12 protein-coding genes are annotated in these 15,808 nt (G+C 64.4%); 5 read left to right on the plus strand and 7 right to left on the minus strand.

Annotation, left to right across the window (positions count from 1 at the left end; all coding sequences use genetic code 11):
• Window positions 1-94: 94 nt before the first annotated feature.
• Genes ACYJSS_RS17370 through ACYJSS_RS17385 form a run of 4 tightly spaced genes read right to left on the minus strand, consistent with a single transcriptional unit; the run spans window position 95 to window position 5,082 of the window.
• Window positions 95-2,416 carry a DUF6160 family protein gene (locus ACYJSS_RS17370; RefSeq protein WP_111264233.1) on the minus strand — a complete coding sequence of 774 codons (2,322 nt, stop codon included), beginning with the start codon at window positions 2,414-2,416 and terminating at the stop codon, window positions 95-97.
• 14 nt (window positions 2,417-2,430) lie between these two features.
• Entirely contained in the window at window positions 2,431-3,021 is a 591-nt protein-coding gene (locus ACYJSS_RS17375) for a DUF6160 family protein (protein WP_111264234.1), read from the minus strand.
• Complete coding sequence (locus ACYJSS_RS17380) at window positions 3,011-4,039, minus strand: hypothetical protein (protein ID WP_111264242.1); 1,029 nt, start codon at window positions 4,037-4,039, stop codon at window positions 3,011-3,013. Before ACYJSS_RS17380 ends, ACYJSS_RS17375 begins: the two co-directional genes overlap by 11 nt.
• A gap of 2 nt (window positions 4,040-4,041) precedes the next feature.
• Window positions 4,042-5,082: a DUF6160 family protein gene (locus ACYJSS_RS17385; protein ID WP_236205837.1), complete on the minus strand. Its 1,041-nt coding sequence runs from the start codon at window positions 5,080-5,082 to the stop codon at window positions 4,042-4,044.
• 307 nt (window positions 5,083-5,389) lie between these two features.
• Here ACYJSS_RS17385 and ACYJSS_RS17390 point away from each other — a divergent pair, with 307 nt between their 5' ends.
• The 5 genes from ACYJSS_RS17390 (at window position 5,390) to mksF (ending at window position 11,850) form a co-directional block, all read left to right on the plus strand.
• Window positions 5,390-6,061 (plus strand): hypothetical protein, encoded by a 672-nt coding sequence (locus ACYJSS_RS17390; RefSeq protein WP_111264235.1) that lies wholly within the window; start codon window positions 5,390-5,392, stop codon window positions 6,059-6,061.
• A 223-nt stretch (window positions 6,062-6,284) separates the two neighbouring features.
• Complete coding sequence (locus ACYJSS_RS17395; RefSeq protein ID WP_021220394.1) at window positions 6,285-6,893, plus strand: hypothetical protein; 609 nt, start codon at window positions 6,285-6,287, stop codon at window positions 6,891-6,893.
• Window positions 6,894-7,077: 184 nt separating this feature from the next.
• Window positions 7,078-8,325, plus strand: coding sequence for an Mks condensin complex protein MksB (mksB, locus tag ACYJSS_RS17400; RefSeq protein ID WP_173172471.1), 1,248 nt, complete (start codon window positions 7,078-7,080; stop codon window positions 8,323-8,325).
• Window positions 8,315-9,019 (plus strand): Mks condensin complex protein MksE, encoded by a 705-nt coding sequence (gene mksE, locus ACYJSS_RS17405; protein WP_111264237.1) that lies wholly within the window; start codon window positions 8,315-8,317, stop codon window positions 9,017-9,019. The genes mksB and mksE overlap by 11 nt, the downstream gene beginning before the upstream one ends.
• Window positions 9,016-11,850, plus strand: coding sequence for an Mks condensin complex protein MksF (gene mksF, locus ACYJSS_RS17410; RefSeq protein WP_111264238.1), 2,835 nt, complete (start codon window positions 9,016-9,018; stop codon window positions 11,848-11,850). The genes mksE and mksF overlap by 4 nt, the downstream gene beginning before the upstream one ends.
• 60 nt (window positions 11,851-11,910) lie before the next feature.
• Here mksF and ACYJSS_RS17415 read toward each other — a convergent pair whose 3' ends face one another.
• The 3 genes from ACYJSS_RS17415 to ACYJSS_RS17425 are packed head-to-tail and all read right to left on the minus strand — an operon-like array spanning window position 11,911 to window position 15,467.
• The gene (locus tag ACYJSS_RS17415) at window positions 11,911-14,202 is read right to left on the minus strand and encodes a PqiB family protein (RefSeq protein ID WP_111264239.1); all 2,292 of its coding nucleotides are present in this window, start codon (window positions 14,200-14,202) and stop codon (window positions 11,911-11,913) included.
• The gene (locus ACYJSS_RS17420; RefSeq protein WP_111264240.1) at window positions 14,195-14,818 is read right to left on the minus strand and encodes a paraquat-inducible protein A; all 624 of its coding nucleotides are present in this window, start codon (window positions 14,816-14,818) and stop codon (window positions 14,195-14,197) included. The genes ACYJSS_RS17415 and ACYJSS_RS17420 overlap by 8 nt, the downstream gene beginning before the upstream one ends.
• Window positions 14,805-15,467: a paraquat-inducible protein A gene (locus tag ACYJSS_RS17425; RefSeq protein WP_111264241.1), complete on the minus strand. Its 663-nt coding sequence runs from the start codon at window positions 15,465-15,467 to the stop codon at window positions 14,805-14,807. The genes ACYJSS_RS17420 and ACYJSS_RS17425 overlap by 14 nt, the downstream gene beginning before the upstream one ends.
• Window positions 15,468-15,808: the final 341 nt, after the last annotated feature.

The raw sequence follows: 15,808 nt of genomic DNA on the forward strand, positions 1-15,808 counted from the left end.
TTGTGGCCGCGACGACGGATGACGAATTGTGGCGCGAAACGCGCGAGGCGGGAAGGCACGGGCGGCGCACGGAAGGCGCCGCCGGGTGGGCGGCTCAGTTGATCGGCGTGGCGGTGAGGTTGGCGCGGATATCGGCGTTCTGCAGCTTCACCCCGTACATGGAGGTGACGGCGCCGCCGGTGGGGTGCACGTGCTGGATGCGGTCGATGTCCACTTCCTTGAAATGGATGCGCCCGTTGACCGCGAAGCCCAGCGGGTCGGGGGTGACGGCGGTGCAGGTGCTGCCGTTCTTGGTGCAGACCTTGGTCGGCGCGACGTCGAGGTTGAGGTCGGCGTTGAGGCCGTAGGTATTGGCGTTGGGGTCCTTGGGGTTGCCGTCGGAGGTGTAGAAGTTATCCACAACCAGTTGGCTGCCGGTGCCGTTCACGCCGTTGACGCGATCGGTCTCGAGGATCACCTGGTTGCGCTTCTCGTCGGTGGCGACCCCATTGACCGAACTGTCGATGGTGGCGTCACGCACATAGACGTTCTTCAGCTTGACCGAGACGCCCTCGTTACCACGGTCTTCCCAACGGCCACCGCTGGCGGAGCAGGCACCGGCGGTGGAGCCGCTGCCGCCGACGCAGAGTGCGCCGGCACCGCCGGAGCTGAGCGCCAGGGTGGAGCCCTGTTCGTAGCGCTTGAGCACCAGGCGGCCGAGGCTGGTGCCGGTGGCGCGGTCGCCCCAGCGCAGGTCGGCGACATCGAGGTTGGACCAGTAGGTGCCCTTGCGCAGCTCGACGCCGTTGTTGCTGACATCCACCGAGCCGTCGCGGAAGTGCATGTCGTAGCGGGTGCCGGAGAGCCACAAGCCCTTGCCGGTCTCGTCCACGGTGATGGCGGCGCGGGCGTCGGTGATGAAGAAATCGGCGTTGTAGCTGATGCCCGAGCCGCTGCTGCCACCCGGTTGCAGGGTGAGCTGGCCATTGAGGGTGAAGTCGTAGGCGGGGAAGATTTCCATCAGCACCAGCAGTTCGGTGCCGCCCTGCAGCGGCGCGGTGGCGCTGCCCACACGCAGGCCATCGAAGCTGTAGCTGCCCTTGACGTTGTTCAGGCCCAGGCGCAGGCCGTCGAAGTGGCCGTTGTAGCTGCCCTTGCTCATGTCGCTCTGGGTGCCGGCGTAGCACGAGGTGGAGGCGCCAGCCGCGCAGCTCTTGGTGATGTCCAGGGTGACCTGCCCGGTGCCGTTGGTACGCAGCCCGCTGAACCACATGCTGTTGCCGTTATCGGTGAGCGAGACCGAGCTGTTAGCCATGTTCCAGCTGACATCGGCGGTGATGCCCTTGAGGCCCGAGTTGGGATCGCCGCCAGGGCGCAGCTTGAAGATGTTCTTCTTCGCGCCGTCGTCGACGAAGTTGAGGTCGATGCCCAGGCTGCCGAGTTTCTGGTTGGTGGGGTTGCCGATGATCAGCCCGCCCAGGGTGGCGTTGAGCTTGAGGTCGGCGAAGGCGACCTGGACGAAGCTGCCATTGCCATCCTGCACCAGGTCGAGGGTCAGGCCGGCGAGGCTGCGCAGGGTGCCGGAGAAGTTCTCGGCACGCAGGATGCCTTCGTCCTGGTACTGGAACAGGCTGTTGACGATGTTCACGTCCGGGCGGATGCGCAGGCCCGAGCCACTGGCGCCACCGCTGGAGATGCTGACGCTGCCGCCCAGGCGCAGGTCCATGTTGAGCTTGCCGAAGCTCTTGCTGGCATTGGGGTCGCGCAGGTCCGGTGCATCGGGTGTCACCGGCAATGCAGTGGGGTCGCCATGGGCCAGGTCGAGGCCGATGCCATTGATGGCGGCGACGAAGCGCGAGTTGCCCAGGTCGAGGCGTACTGCCTGGCCATCTCCGCCGCTGACGATGTCGATGTAGGCGTTGTTCAGGTAGGCGTCGAGGCTCATGCCTTTGACGATCAGGTCGAAGCCGTTGTCGCGGTAATAGAAGGTGACATCGGAGAGCGAGAGGCGGCTGTCGTCCACCGAGATGCCGGTCACGCCGCTGGCGCCGCCGCCCTTGATCTTCAGCGTCGCACCCAGGGTGTAGAAGGCGCGCAGGGAACCGAAGCTCTTGGTGCTGCCGCCCATTTCGATGTTGGTGACGCTGAGCGCCTGGGCGCTGCTGGCGTGCTCGATCTGTAGGCGCTGGTTGACCACGTCCACCTTGGTAGTGGAAGTGATGCTGGAGCCACTGCGCGGCTGGTTGCTGACGCCACGCAGGTTGAGGCTCTGGCCGTCCTCGCTGTAGCTGATGTTGCTGGCCGACCAGCCGGCGCTGGTGGTTTCCAGGCTGATGCCGTCCTGCCCGGTGACGTCGGACAGCGCCGTGTCATCCAGCGCCTGCATGGCCTGGGCCAGGGGGCTGAGGAGTACCGCGAACAACGCAACTGCACGCATCGCCCTGCTCCTTGTTATTTGGGGAAGACCAGCACGCTGCCCTGCATGCGGATGTCGCCGTCGATCTTCGCCGAGAAGATGTTGGTCTGCTGGAAGGTGGAGTCGCCGCCATTGGCGGTGGTGCCCACCTTGTTGCGCCAGCCGCCCTGGTTGGCCACGGCGAAGGCGAAGCTGCCGTCCTTGAAGCGCACGTTGTTGGGCAGGCCCAGCTCGATCACGTCCTGGTTGAAGCCGGCGGCACTGTCGTTGATCAGCCGGGTGCGCAGGGTCAGGCCTTCGAAGCTGAACACGCCCTTGAGGTTGTCGAGCACGTACCAGCCGCCCGCTGCCTCGGTGCGGATGGCGATGCGCATGCCGCAGCTTTCCGGGGTGCTGGAGCCCGCCGTGGCGCAGCTGCGCTCGCCGATGGTCCATTGCGCGGCGTTGTTGGTAGCCGGCGTATTCCAGAGCACGCCGCCGCCCTTGTTGATGCTGAATTCGCCGGAGAGGTAGACCCCGCCCTGCCCGCTGGTGGCGCTGAGGTCGGCGTCGGCCATGGGCTTGAGTTCGGCCTGCGCGCAACCGGCGGCGAGCAGCAGGGCCAGCGAAAGGAGTCTAGAGGTCATGGCTGGTCACCTTCAGGTAGTTGATGCTGAGGCCGCCGATCTCGTTGTAGCCGAAGTTGTAGCCGCCGGTGCTGAAGTTGCCGGTGCCCGCCTTGAGGTTGTTGATGATGATGCTGGTGCGCGGTGCGTTGGCGTAGAAATCGTCCGCCAGCGCCTGCTTCTGGGCGGCGGTGGTGCCCGAGGCCGTGGGGTTCTGCAGCTCCAGCACGAACTGGCCGTTGCTGCTGACGTCGAACAGCAACGGCTGGCTCTTGCCGTAACCCAGGGCGACGGTGGCGTAGGCGCCGCTCATGAAGAGGGTGCGGTCCCGTTGCTGCTCGGCGGTGGTGCAGTTGGTGCTGCCGGCCGCGCAGGACATCAGCTGGATGCCCTTGGCGAACAGGTTGATGCGCATCTCGCCGACCATCTGGCTCTTGGCCTTGTCGCCCCAGAGACGCAGGTAGGACCCGTCCATGGCCAGCTCGGCGATATCCAGGTTGAGTACGTCGGTGCGCCCGGCGGCGACCTGGAAGTCGAAGCGGATGCCCAGGTCGACCTTCTCCGTGGCGCGGCTGGAGCAGGTGTTGCCGCCGGTGGAGTAACCGCTGATGCAGGCCGAGCCCCCCGTGGTGAGGCGCTCGGGGAACATGAACTCCAGCACCGAGACGCCGTTGGGGGTCGTTTGCACCCACTGGCCGGCATCGTTGAGGGTGCGCATGGTCTCGCCGCGGGCCAGGTTGAGGGCGAAGGGGTGGTCCAGCCGGCCGATGGTCACGGCATTGAGGTTGGCGCCGTTGTTGCTGCCGATGGCGCCGAGGTAGAACTCCTTCACCGCGATGGGCACGTTCTGCCCGCTGCCGTTATTGATGTCGTTGAGGGTGATGGTGGCGTTGCTGGCATCCAGCAGCACCTTGTCCAGCACGAAGCCGATGCCGGCGCCGTCGACGCTGGACAGCTCCTCGTCATCCAGCGCCCTGAGCTCGGCCTGGGCGACCGCAGCCGCCAGGGCCAGCAGGATCGCAATCGAGGTGCGGACCATGATCAGCACCCCTTGGTGGCGGAACCCAGGCAGGTGTCCTGCCGGGGAATACCGTTGAAGGCCTGGTTGAAGTCGATATTGATCGGGGAGACCAGGTTACCGTTGGCGTCCCGGTACTTGGGCATGTTCATGAAGGCGCCCTTGAGGGCGGTCATGAAGGCGTTGCTGTCCATGTCACGCCAGGCTACGTCCTGGGTCTGCAGGGAGATGAAGAAGCCCTTGGCCGCTCCCTCCATATTGGTCATGTTGCTTGTATTACCCACCGGCAGCGACTGGAACTGAGACAGATTGAAGCAAGTCTGGATACCGAGAATGCTGCAGTTATTCGAAGCAAAAGCCCCAAGCAACACGTCAGTCCAGCCCCCCGCGCAGCCAGATGTACAGTTGAGACCGTCACCGTTCTTGATCCCCGCCATCGTTCCTCGTACCGGATCGAGGCTCCCCCCCGAAGTCACCAGGTTGGCATCCGCCTCTACGACGCTGGACGTATAGACCCCCGCAAGAAACAGCGCACTTTGCTGTATGAAGTTCGACTTATCGTAGATTGCCTGCCCTGTCCCCTTGATATGCACGGGAATGTTCCCGGTCAGACTCTGGATATCCCCGGATAACACGCCCTTGGCCTCGCCGAAACCGATGCGCACACCCACCACCTTGTTGCCGGAGTAGGCCAGTTCGAGGAAGGGATTGGAGATGCGAAACGGGTTGATCGAGTTGTCGGCATTGACGGTGCCAAGGGCGAAGTTGTTGATCAGGATGTCCGACGAGCCGGCGACCTCACCGGGCCGGGTGACGCTGTCGTTGTACTGCCCCAGCTGCAGCTTCTTCATATTCAGCTGCGTATCAAGATCGACACCCAGGTTGATGCGGGTGTAGTTGATCCCGGCATTGGCGTCGGTGGTCAGGTTGATGAAGGCCTGGCCGGTGACGTTGGAAAGCTCCGCATCATCGAGCGCCTCCATGCGGGCCTGGGCCGAGGTGGCCAGCAGGCTGGCAGCAAGCACGAGGAAAAGGCGTTTGGCGGGACTGCGGGTCAGGCGCATGGCGAGTTCCCTCTACTTCTTATAGTTATGGCCGAGCACTGGCGGCTCGATTACGTGATGCCACTATAGGGAAGCGTTCGCCATAAGGGCCCGACCCATAGGCGGGAAAAAGGTGGGATTTTTGAAGTTCGCCCCCGGCTCGCCGCTGCGGTTGTTACCCAAATCCACACCTCGTATGCCACCCCTAGCTTCAGGATGGTCGACACGCCGAGCAGACGCTGGCTCCTGCCCGCCAGCCTTTGGATAGCTGGGCGTGAAGCGGGGCAACTGGTCCACTGCCGGCTCCATAAAACAAGGAGTCGTTGCAATGTTGAAATTCCGGATTCTCCCCATGGCCCTGGTTGCTTTCGGCCTCCCCTTCATGGCTGCTGCCGATAGCCAAACTGCGCTTGAGCAGCAGCTCAGCTACATGAAAGGCGAATTGACTCCAACCCTCCAGACGAAAGCCAAGGCCAGGCTATTTGGTCATCGGGAAAATACCCTTACAACATCGCTTAGCGGCACGCTGCTGGTCGGGAAAGCCATCACCTATGACACCAACAATCACACGCCCTACAACGAAGAGCCTACAGATACCACCACCTTCAACATGGTGGTGGCAGGCTACATGCCAGACCCCGCGATAGGCTCAGTTAGCTCAAATCTGAGCGGAGTCAGCACGCTGGCCTTTGCACGCGTCGTCAAGCTGTTCAACACGCCTCCGGTACCCGAAGCAGACCTGATTTGTAATTTATTCATGACATCCAGCGAGGACGTTCAAGGCGTGAACATCGCTGGCACTTACCTTCCTCTTACCAAAGTCGGCTCATCAGTGAAAAACGGTACAACCCATTACAACTACCAAGCAGTTGCTTTGAATAGCAATGCACCCAATTACCCCCAGTACTTTGTCGATGAGCACGCTTTCTGCACCACCTTCGAATCCTTCAACAACACCTATTCCAATGGTTCCACCGTGGCAGTGACCTTAATCCCCTAAGCGGTCAAGGCTCCCCCCTCACAAGTGCGCATGAGTCCACCTCATGCGCACCTGCCTCCAGAATTTCCTGCATCCGTCCGACAAGTGACCATCCTCGTCAGATTGCGACCGCTCTAGAATGTCGAATGTGAGCTGGAGCACGCTCCAGCCCCATTCCAAGCCCTTGAATTGCCTGGCATGTTTTCTGCCTTGTTACAGATCAGATGCCGTATTGACCGAGTCCATGAACGCCAACTCCAAAGCCGATTCCGATTCACACTGGGACGAATTGCAGAACCAGAGCGACCTCGCCTGGGACCTGGATGCCATTACCGACCGCCAGCAGGCGATCGATTTCCTGCTGCGCTTCGAAAACCGCCTGTGCGTCTATTCCGGCTATGTCGAGAAGCTCTACAGCAACTACAGCTTCGTGGTGCCGGAGGAGGAGCATGGCAGCATCACCATCCTTCCCGACGAGCAGGCCTGGCACGACACCTTCAATGAAATCCCGCCCGAGGCGGTGGAGCCCACCGGCATCCACATCCTGCCCGGCGAGACCATGGGTTATTCCGGCCTGTACCTGAAGATCCCCGGTGAGCACCGCCTGGCCGCCTCTCGCGAGCTGCCGTTCCAGGAAGGCCTGAAGCTGCTGATCCAGCGCTACCAGGCGAAGAATGACCACTTCCTGCCGGTGCTGGTGAAGGGCGACCTGCGCGAATACGAGGCACGCATGCCTTCGCTGCACCTGCACCGCATCAACACCGAGCGCCTGGGCCATACCTCGCAGCTCAACGTCAATGCCATCAAGGCCGCCATCGCCGATCACCTGATCGGGCTGTTCCGCCAGAGCTGATCCCTCCCCAACCCCGGGCTCCCAACGGATTCCCGTATTCGCGGGCATCACCTGGCCGGGCAACCGTTTCACCCGGCACGCCGCCATGCGAACCAGCCGTCCTTTGATCAGCTCGGGCTGAGTCGAGCCGGCGGTCATGCAGTACAATCGCGTCTTTTTCCTCAGGCAGGGACCGTCTCCCACGATGATCGAACCCAAACGCGTTTTGCGCGCCCTCGCCGAGCACTGGGCGCTGCTGGAGCCGCTGTGCGAGCGCTTCGACGCCGGCACGCTGAGCCTGGCCGAATTGCGCCTGCAGCTCGGGGCCCAGTTGCCGGAGGGCACGCCCACGGACATCACCGCGTTGCTCGACCAATGGATCCGCCTGGACATCCTGGTGCCGGTGGCGAAGAGCCCCAACCGCTTCGAGCTGAACGCCCAGATCCACGATTTCCTCGCCTACTTGCGCCGTGAGCACCGCCTCGGCCTGTGCCTGGAGATCGAGGCCTACCTGCGCCACCTGGAGCGCCTGGCCGGCTATATCCAGGAAGCCTTCGAGATCCGCGACGGCAACGACCTGGCGCGCCAGCTGCGCCTGCTCGACATGCGCGTGCGCGATGTCTTGAAGAAGCTCGACAACGACGAGCAGGCCCTGGTGGCCGTGGCCGAACGGGCCAAGACCAGCGACCGGCAGATCCCGCTGCGCCAGCGTTATGCCGAGGTCCTGGCGACCTGGGACGAGTACGTCGAGCCGATGATCCAGCTGGTTTCCGCCGATGGCGCCTTCGAACAGGGCGTGCGCCGCGTCGAGCAGGTGCTGCTCAAGCTGCTCGGCGAACAGCAGCGCCTGGGCCAGTTGGTCGACGACGACCTGCTGCTGCGTACCCACGCGCGCATCCTGGAGATGCAAACCACCGCCCAGCTGACCCTGCGCAAGGCCCGCGAGTTGCTGCTGCCACTGCGCGAAGAAGCGCGCCGGCACAACGCCGTGACCCGTGGCGCCGCCCTGGCGCTCTCGGTGATCCGCAAGAAGGGCCTGGACGCCGTTCCGCAGTCCGCCCTGCCGCTGTTCACCCGTCCGCAGAGCACCTTCCTCGGCAGCGCCTCGCAGGTGGAAGCCTACGTCTACGCCCTGGCGCGTTTCGAGCCCAAGCCCGCGCACTTCCCCAAGGCCTCCGGTGGCCGTCGTGGCGAAGCGCCGCGTGCACCGCGTACCGCCCGGGAAATGATCGACCGTTGCGAGCAGGCCCTGCCGCTGCCCGACCTCATGGCCTGGCTGCTGGAGCAGGAGCCCGAAGGCGCCACCGACGAGCTGCTGTACTGGTTCTCCCGCCTCTCCCGCGAAAGCCGCTTCCAGCGCGACCGCCTGGAACGCCGCGACTATCTCACCGCGGAGCATCAGGTCAGCCTGAGCTCCTTCGCCCTCATCAAGAGCGAAAAACATGCATCTTAATCTCACCGAAATGACCCAGCTCTCGGCCATCTTCCGCGAGCTGTTCAAGGGCTATCACCTCTCGCGCAGCGAGCCGGAATGCTATGCCCAGCTGTCCACCATGCAGGACCAGTACCGCGCCCTGTTCAAGGCGCTGGGCTTCGAGCTGGTGTGCGACCCGCGCGGCTTCTACTACTTCGTGCCCGAGCAGATGGGCGCCCAGGTGAACAAGACCGCCCAGCGCCTGGCGCTGTTCACCTTCATCCTCGTGGAGCACCTGGCCGACCAGGGCCGCGACCCGCTTTCCGTGCTCGATGGCGGCTCTATCGGCCGCGACGAGCTGCCCGCGCTGCTGGAGAAGTACCGCGACCTGTTCCTGCAGGCCGAGGTGACCACCCATGAAGAGCTGGAGGAGAAGGTCATCCGCCGCCTGACCCAGCTCGGTTTCGCCGAGGACAGCAACGGCGTGTACCGCTTCCTGCCGCCCATGCACCGCTTCCTCGACGTGTGCCTGGCCGTGCAGCACGACCGCGACCTGGCCGCCAACCTGCACAGCAGCGACCTGGCCCTGCCGGCGCCGGTGCTGATGGACGACGACGGCGAGGAGCCGATCGTCTCGCTGGAGGTCGAGGAGCCGGCCGCCGCTGAATCCGAAGAAGACGCCCTGGCCCGTGCCATGGCCGAAGAGCGCGCCGCGCAGGAGATGGACGCATGAGCCAGGAACGCTACGGCATCCGCCGCTTCGCCCTGCTGAACACCGCCGGCTACAGCCTGGGCCTGTTCCCGCTGGAAACCCCGCTGTCGGTCTACGGCGCCAACAACCTGGGGAAATCCGCGTCGATCAACGCGCTGCAGTTCCCCATCCTGGCGCGCATGTCGGACATGAGCTTCGGCAAGTACAGCCTGGAGCAGTCGCGCAAGTTCTACTTCGCCACCGACACCAGCTACATCCTGGTCGAAGTCTCCCTGCCCCACGGCCCGCACGTGATCGGTGTTGCCGGCCGCGGCCCGGGCGGCGGCTTCGGCCACCAGTTCTTCGCCTACCAGGGCAGCCTGGACCTGGATCACTACCAGAAGAACGGCACCTGCCTGCGGCAGCGCGAGCTGTTCAACAACCTCGAGCGCGAAGGCATCAAGGCCTACGAGCTGAAGCCGGACGAACTGCGCCGGCTGCTGGTGGGCGGTCACACGTCCATCCCGCTGGACCTGACACTGATCCCGCTGCGCTCCACCAGCGAGCAGAGCCTGAAGACCTTCCGTTCGCTGTTCATCAACCTGCTGCACATGCGCGAGATCACCGCGGCGAAGCTCAAGCAGCTGTTCCTCGATGCCTTCGAGCACAGCCTGCGTTCGGGCAGCGTCGACTACATCGCCGCCACCGAGGAAGCCTTCCGCGACGTGCGCCGCATGGAGCAGGACTACCAGGCGCTGGTGGCCGCCGGCCCGCTGGTGGAGGCGCTGTCCAATGGCGTGGCCCAGCGCGAGATCCTGCGCGGCAAGCTGCATCGCCTCTCGCCCCTGCTGGATAACCTGCTGGGCACCTGGCACGACTACTCCGGTGCGCGCCGCGAGGAACTGGTGATCCAGGCCGAGCACTACCGCAACGAGCAGGACGGCCTGCAGCACGAGCAGCGCGGCGGCACCCAGGAGCTGATGCGTCTGGAGCGGGAAATCAGCGAGATCCAGCGCTGGCTCGGCGAGCTGGCGGTGCTGAAGAACCGCTTCGCCCTGGTGGACGACGTCAAGATGCTGGAGCAGCAACTGCTGGCCGCCAAGGACGCCCATGACGAGCTCGCTGGCGCATTGGCGCAATCCCGCCAGTTCTCCTCGGAAGACCTGGACGAGCGCCTGCGTGACCTGGAGAAACGCCTGAAGTCGGTGAAGCAGCAGCTCGATCACGCCGACAACAACAGCTATTCGCGCCTGCGCGAGGAGTTCTCCCAGGCCGATGTCGACCGCCTGATGCGTCTGTTCAACGGCCAGCTGTTCAGCCTGCCGCTGGGTGAGAAAGGCATCCAGCTGGATGATGAGGACGCCTGGGTGAAATCCCTGGAAGCCATCCTCGATCGCTTCAAGGGGGAGCACTTCCAGGTGCCCGGCCTGGATATCGACCTGTCCCACATCGAGCCGCCGGCCTTGCAGGCCCTGGCCGACCGCGCCGCCCTGCGCGACCAGAAGGATCGCCTGGAGCGCGAGCTCAAGCAGCTCAAGACCCAGCAATCGGTCGCCGCCGACCGTGCCGCGAGCAAGGCCCAGGCCGAGCAGCTGTACCAGGCCGTGCTGGATGCGCAGAAGGCCCTGGAGGACTTCCGCAAGACCCAGACGCTGTCCGCCGAGGAAGCTGGCAAGCTGGAGTTGCTGGCCCAGCGCGAAGCGGCGCAGGACGAGCTGAAACGCTCCAGCGACGCGTTCACCGAACGCGTCCAGCAGCTCTCCGCCAAGCTGCAACTGGTGGGCCGCCAGCTCGCCGACCTGGAAGCCAAGGAGCGCACCCTGGAAGACGCACTGCGTCGCCGCCAGCTGCTGCCGGCCGACCTGCCCTTCGGCACGCCCTTCACCGATCCGGTGGACGACAGCATCGACAACCTGCTGCCGCTGCTCAACGATTACCAGGACACCTGGCAGGCGCTGCAGCGCATCGATGGGCAGATCGAGGCGCTGTACGCCCAGGTGCGCCTGAAGGGCGTGGCCAAGTTCGACAGCGAGGACGACACCGAGCGTCGCCTGCAGTTGCTGATCAACGCCTACGCGCACCGCCAGGACGAGGCCCTGACCCTGGCCAAGGCACGCCGCGCGGCGGTCACCGACATCGCCCGTACCCTGCGCAACATCCGCAGCGACTACGACAACCTGGAACACCAGCTGGCGCTGTTCAACCGCGAGATCAACAAGCGCCAGGTGTCGAACCTGCAGAGCTTCCGCATCGTGCTGGCGCCGAACAAGGATGCGCTGCGCCATATCGACCAGATCATCCACAGCGCCGGCCAGTACGAGGAAGGCGAGACCCTGTCGGTGTTCGACCTGTCGCAATCCTCCGAGCAGGACGCGAAGAACGAGGAAGCCAAGGAGTACCTGGCGCGCCTGGTCGCCGCCAACGGCAACCAGCTGGGCCTGAAGGACCTGTTCGAGCTGGCCTTCGAGATCACCAAGGTGCATGGCCAGCCGATCATCCACACGGACATCGATGGTGCCGCGTCCAACGGCACCACCATGACCATCAAGGCGCTGACCAACATGTACCTGCTGCTGCACCTGATGGACCGCGAGCAGGCCGGGCGCATTCGCCTGCCCTACTACCTGGACGAGGCAGCGGACATCGACGAGCGCAACCAGCAGGCGCTGATCGAGACCAGCGCCCAGCTGGGCTTCACGCCCATCCTGGCGTCGGTGAAGCCGCAGGTTTCGGCCGACGTGGCCATCGACCTGGAAGGCGGCAGCGGCCCCAACGGCATCTACATCGACGAGGCGGACTGGAAGTTCATCAAGCGTCGCGAGCAGGCCAGCCAGCCAACCCCGGCTGCCAGCGAGGAAGCCGAGCCGGCGTAAAGTTGAAGCCGCAGTAACGAAAAAGGGCCGCAGATGCGGCCCTTTTTCATGCTGGGTGGATCACTTTTCGATGGCGATCTTCGGCGCCCACTTCAGCCATTCCTCGTTGAGTTCGTCATGCAGGGCGAAGGTCTGCCCGGGGATGGCCGGTGCGCCCATCTGGTCGTTGTCCGGCGTGGCGAAGGCGATACCGCCCTCGATCAGCGCTTCCAGTGATTCGGTACGTACCTTCACGCCCTTGAACAGGCCGGCGTCGATGCCCACGCCGCTGGCGTTCCAGAAGCGCGTGCCGCTGCGCACCAGGGAGGCGTAGCGCGGCTCGATGAGGACGTGGATGAGGACGCGGTCGGCGGTCTTGCCCAGTTCGAAACGCACCACCTTGCCTACCGGCACTTCGCGGTAGCTGACCACCACGCCGGGCTTGATGGAGCCACGGCGAGCGGTGCTGAGGACGATCCGCAGGCCTTCCTCGCGGGCGATGGCCGACGGCGGTTCGCTGAGTACGGTGAACGTGGTCTGCATCGGGCCCTTGGCAGAGGCGGGCTGCACTTCCAGGTATTGGCCGCTGACCAGGGTATCGAGGTTGGCGGTGCGAACCAGGCCGAGCTCGGGCTTGACCACCCAGAATTGGCTGCCGGCGCGGGCAATGCGGTCGGTGGCTTCGGTGATGCGCGCGCTGACCACGACGCCGGCCAGGTCATCGGCGAGGGCGATGCGTTCGACGCTGCCGACATCCAGCCCCTTGAAGCGCACCGGCGTGCCTTCGCGCAGGCCATCGGCCTGGGGCATGCGGATTTCGACCACCGTGCCTTTGCCGAGGGCGAGGTTCTCGCTGTCGTAGAGGGTGAAGCGGCGCGGCTTGGTCACCGGCGTGGCCTTGGAGTCGGGCGTGCTGAAGGCGATGCCGCCGGCCAGGAGGGTCTGCAGCGACTCGCTCTTCACCTCGACGCCGGAGAGGCCGCCCTTGATGCTGACGCCGCTGACGTTCCAGAAGCGGGTGGATTCGTTGACCAGCTTGGCGAACTCCGGCTCGATGTGGACGCCGACGACGACGCGCTGTTGGTCACGGGAGAGCTGGTAGCTCTGCACGCTGCCGACGCGCATCTGTTTGTAGAGGATGGGGCTGCCGACATCGAGGGAGCCGAGCTTGTCGCTGGTGAGCACCAGGTGCAGGCCGGGGGCGTCGGTGTTCAGCGGCGGTGCCTTGGGCCGGGCGGTGAACTCGCGGGTGGGGGTGCCGCTCTTGGCGAAGCGCACGGCGATGTAGTTGCCCTTGACCAGGGCCTCGATACCGCTGATGCCGGCGAGGGAGATGGAGGGCTTGACCGTCCAGAACTCGGTGCCTTCGACGAGAAATTCCTCGGTGCGCGGTTCCATGGTCAGCTCGGCGGTGGCGCCGGCGAAGTTCTTGTCCATGTCGAGCTTCTTGAGGGTGCCGACCTGGACGCCGTTGTACATCACCGGGGTGTTGCCCGGGTTGAGGCCGCTGACGTCTTCCATGCGCAGCATGACCTTGAGGCCCGCCTCGGCCGCCTCGAAGCCGTCGTAGAGGCGGAAGGGGATGGTGGAGTCGGTGGGCGGGCTGTCCTGGCGGTTCTCGGGCGTGGCGAAGGCGATGCCGCCGGCGGCCATGCTGAGCAGCGATTCGGTGCGGATCTTCACCCCGGACAGGCCGGCTGTGACGTTGAGGCCGCTGGCGTTCCAGAAGCGCGTGTGCTTGCGCACGAGCTGGGCGTAGGGCTGCTCGATGTGCACCTTGATCTCGACGGTGCGCTGGTCTTCGGCCAGTTGGTAGCTCTTCACCTGGCCGACCTGGATCTGCCGGTAGTAGACGGGGCTGCCCTGCTCCAGGGAGCCGAGGCGCTCGGCCTTGAGGGTGAGGTGCAGGCCGGGCAGGTTGTCGGAGAGCGGCGGCGGCTCGGACAACGCGTGGTACTTGCGCTCGGGCTCGCCCTTCACCGGGTCGATGGCGATGTAGATGCCGGAGACCAGGGTCTCCAGGCCGGTGACGCCGGCGAGGGATACACGCGGACGCACGAGCCAGAAGCGGGTTTCCTTGCTCAGGTAGGGCTCGGCCTCCTTGAGCACTTCGACCGTGGCGACGACGCCATTGATGTCATCGCTGACGTGCAGGTCGGTGACCTTGCCGACCTGGATGCCCTTGTACATGAGCTGGGTCTTGCCGACCTGGATGCCTTCGCCGTTCTCGAAGTAGATCTTGATGTCGATACCGGCGTCGTTCATCGACTTCCAGCCCAGCCACAGGCCGATGCCCAGGGCGATCAGGGGCAGGACCCAGATGGCGGACCAGTTGGTGGTTTTCTTCGTCTTGGGCTTTGGCAGGTCAGCCATTCTCGTCGTCCATATCGGTGTTGTCCCAGATCAGTCGGGGATCGAAGGTTACTGCGGCGGTCATGGTCAGGACCACGACACTGGCGAAGGCGGCCGCTCCGGGATTGGCCTCGATGCTGGCGAGGTTGCCGAAGTTCACCAGCGCCACGAGGATGGCGATGACGAAGATATCGAGCATGGACCAGCGGCCGATCCATTCGATGAAGCGGTACATGAGGATGCGCTGGCGGGCCGACATCGGCTGGTGCCGCTGTACGGAATAGAGCAGCAACGCGATGCCGACGAGCTTGAAGGTGGGCACGAGGATGCTGGCGGTGAAGACCACGAGGGCGATGGGCAGCATGTCGGCGTGGATCAGCTCGATCACCCCTTCCATGATGGTGGAGGGCGAGCCGTTGCCGAAGAAATTCACCGTCATGATCGGCAGCACGTTGGCCGGGACGTAGAGGATGGTGGCGGTGAGCAGCAGTGCCCAGGTGCGGATCAGGCTGTTCGGCCGGCGCTCGTGAAGGCGCGAGCCGCAGCGGGTGCAGCAGGGGGCATCGTCATCCTGAGCGGGGCGGTTCAGCTGGTGGCAATCGCTGCAGACGAGGATGCCGGCATCAAGCGCTCTCACTGGCATGGCCTCCGTCGTCGAGGGAATCCCAGACCTGATGCGGTGACATGGTTACTTCCAGCCAGACCTGGGACAGCAACAGGCCGATGAAGCAGGCGAGGCCGATGCCCAGGTGCAGGTCGGCCATGTCGATCAGTTTGACGATGCTGACGAGGATGCCCATGAGGTAGACCTCGAGCATCCCCCACTCGCGCATGTGGTGGTACAGCCGATAGAGGTGCAAGCCGAGCCCCTGCATGACCTGCCAGCGGATGCACAGCAGCACGACCAGTTGGCAGAGCAGCTTGAGCAGCGGGATGACCATGCTGCAGAGGAAGACCAGGACAGCTACGCCATCCATGCCACTGTGATAGAGGCCGAGCACGCCGCTCCAGATGGTGTCCTGGGTCGTCTGGCCGAGCAGGTTGAGCTTCATGATCGGCAGGAAGTTCGCCGGAACGTAGAGCATAAGTGCCGTCAGAACGAGGGCAAGGGCACGGCGCTCCATGTGAGCGCGGTGAACGATGATCTCGTAACCACAACGGGGGCAGCAGGCCTTGTGTTCCTCTTCGACGGGCTGGCGATGCATCAGCAGGTCGCACTCTGGGCAGGCAACCAACTCCTCAAGGGGACGTTCGGACAACGGGCGGGGATCGGCCGAGTCAGGCATACAGGGGGCTCATGTGAATTCGCGCCTATTCTAGACGAGCGCAGCCGCAAAGGGTCTGTCTGACTGTGACCCGATTTGCCATTAACAGGTTCGAAACGGGCTGGAAGTGGTGATCCACTGGCATGTCACCCTGCTGTAGCCCGGACATCAGCCAGGGACTCGCCGGGTCAGCGGATATAACGGTATGGGCTGCAAAGGCTCATGAGCATGGCAGCCCTTAAGGCTGCTTGGCGACTGAAGTCGACCCTACAGCCGCTCCGGCGAGCCGTGCCGCTGCACCTGGCTGGATCAAGCGCTGTTCCAAGCCAGCGCCCCAGACACCTCACACCGCGCGCCTGACG

The sequence above is a fragment of the Pseudomonas sp. No.21 genome, from assembly GCF_054558415.1.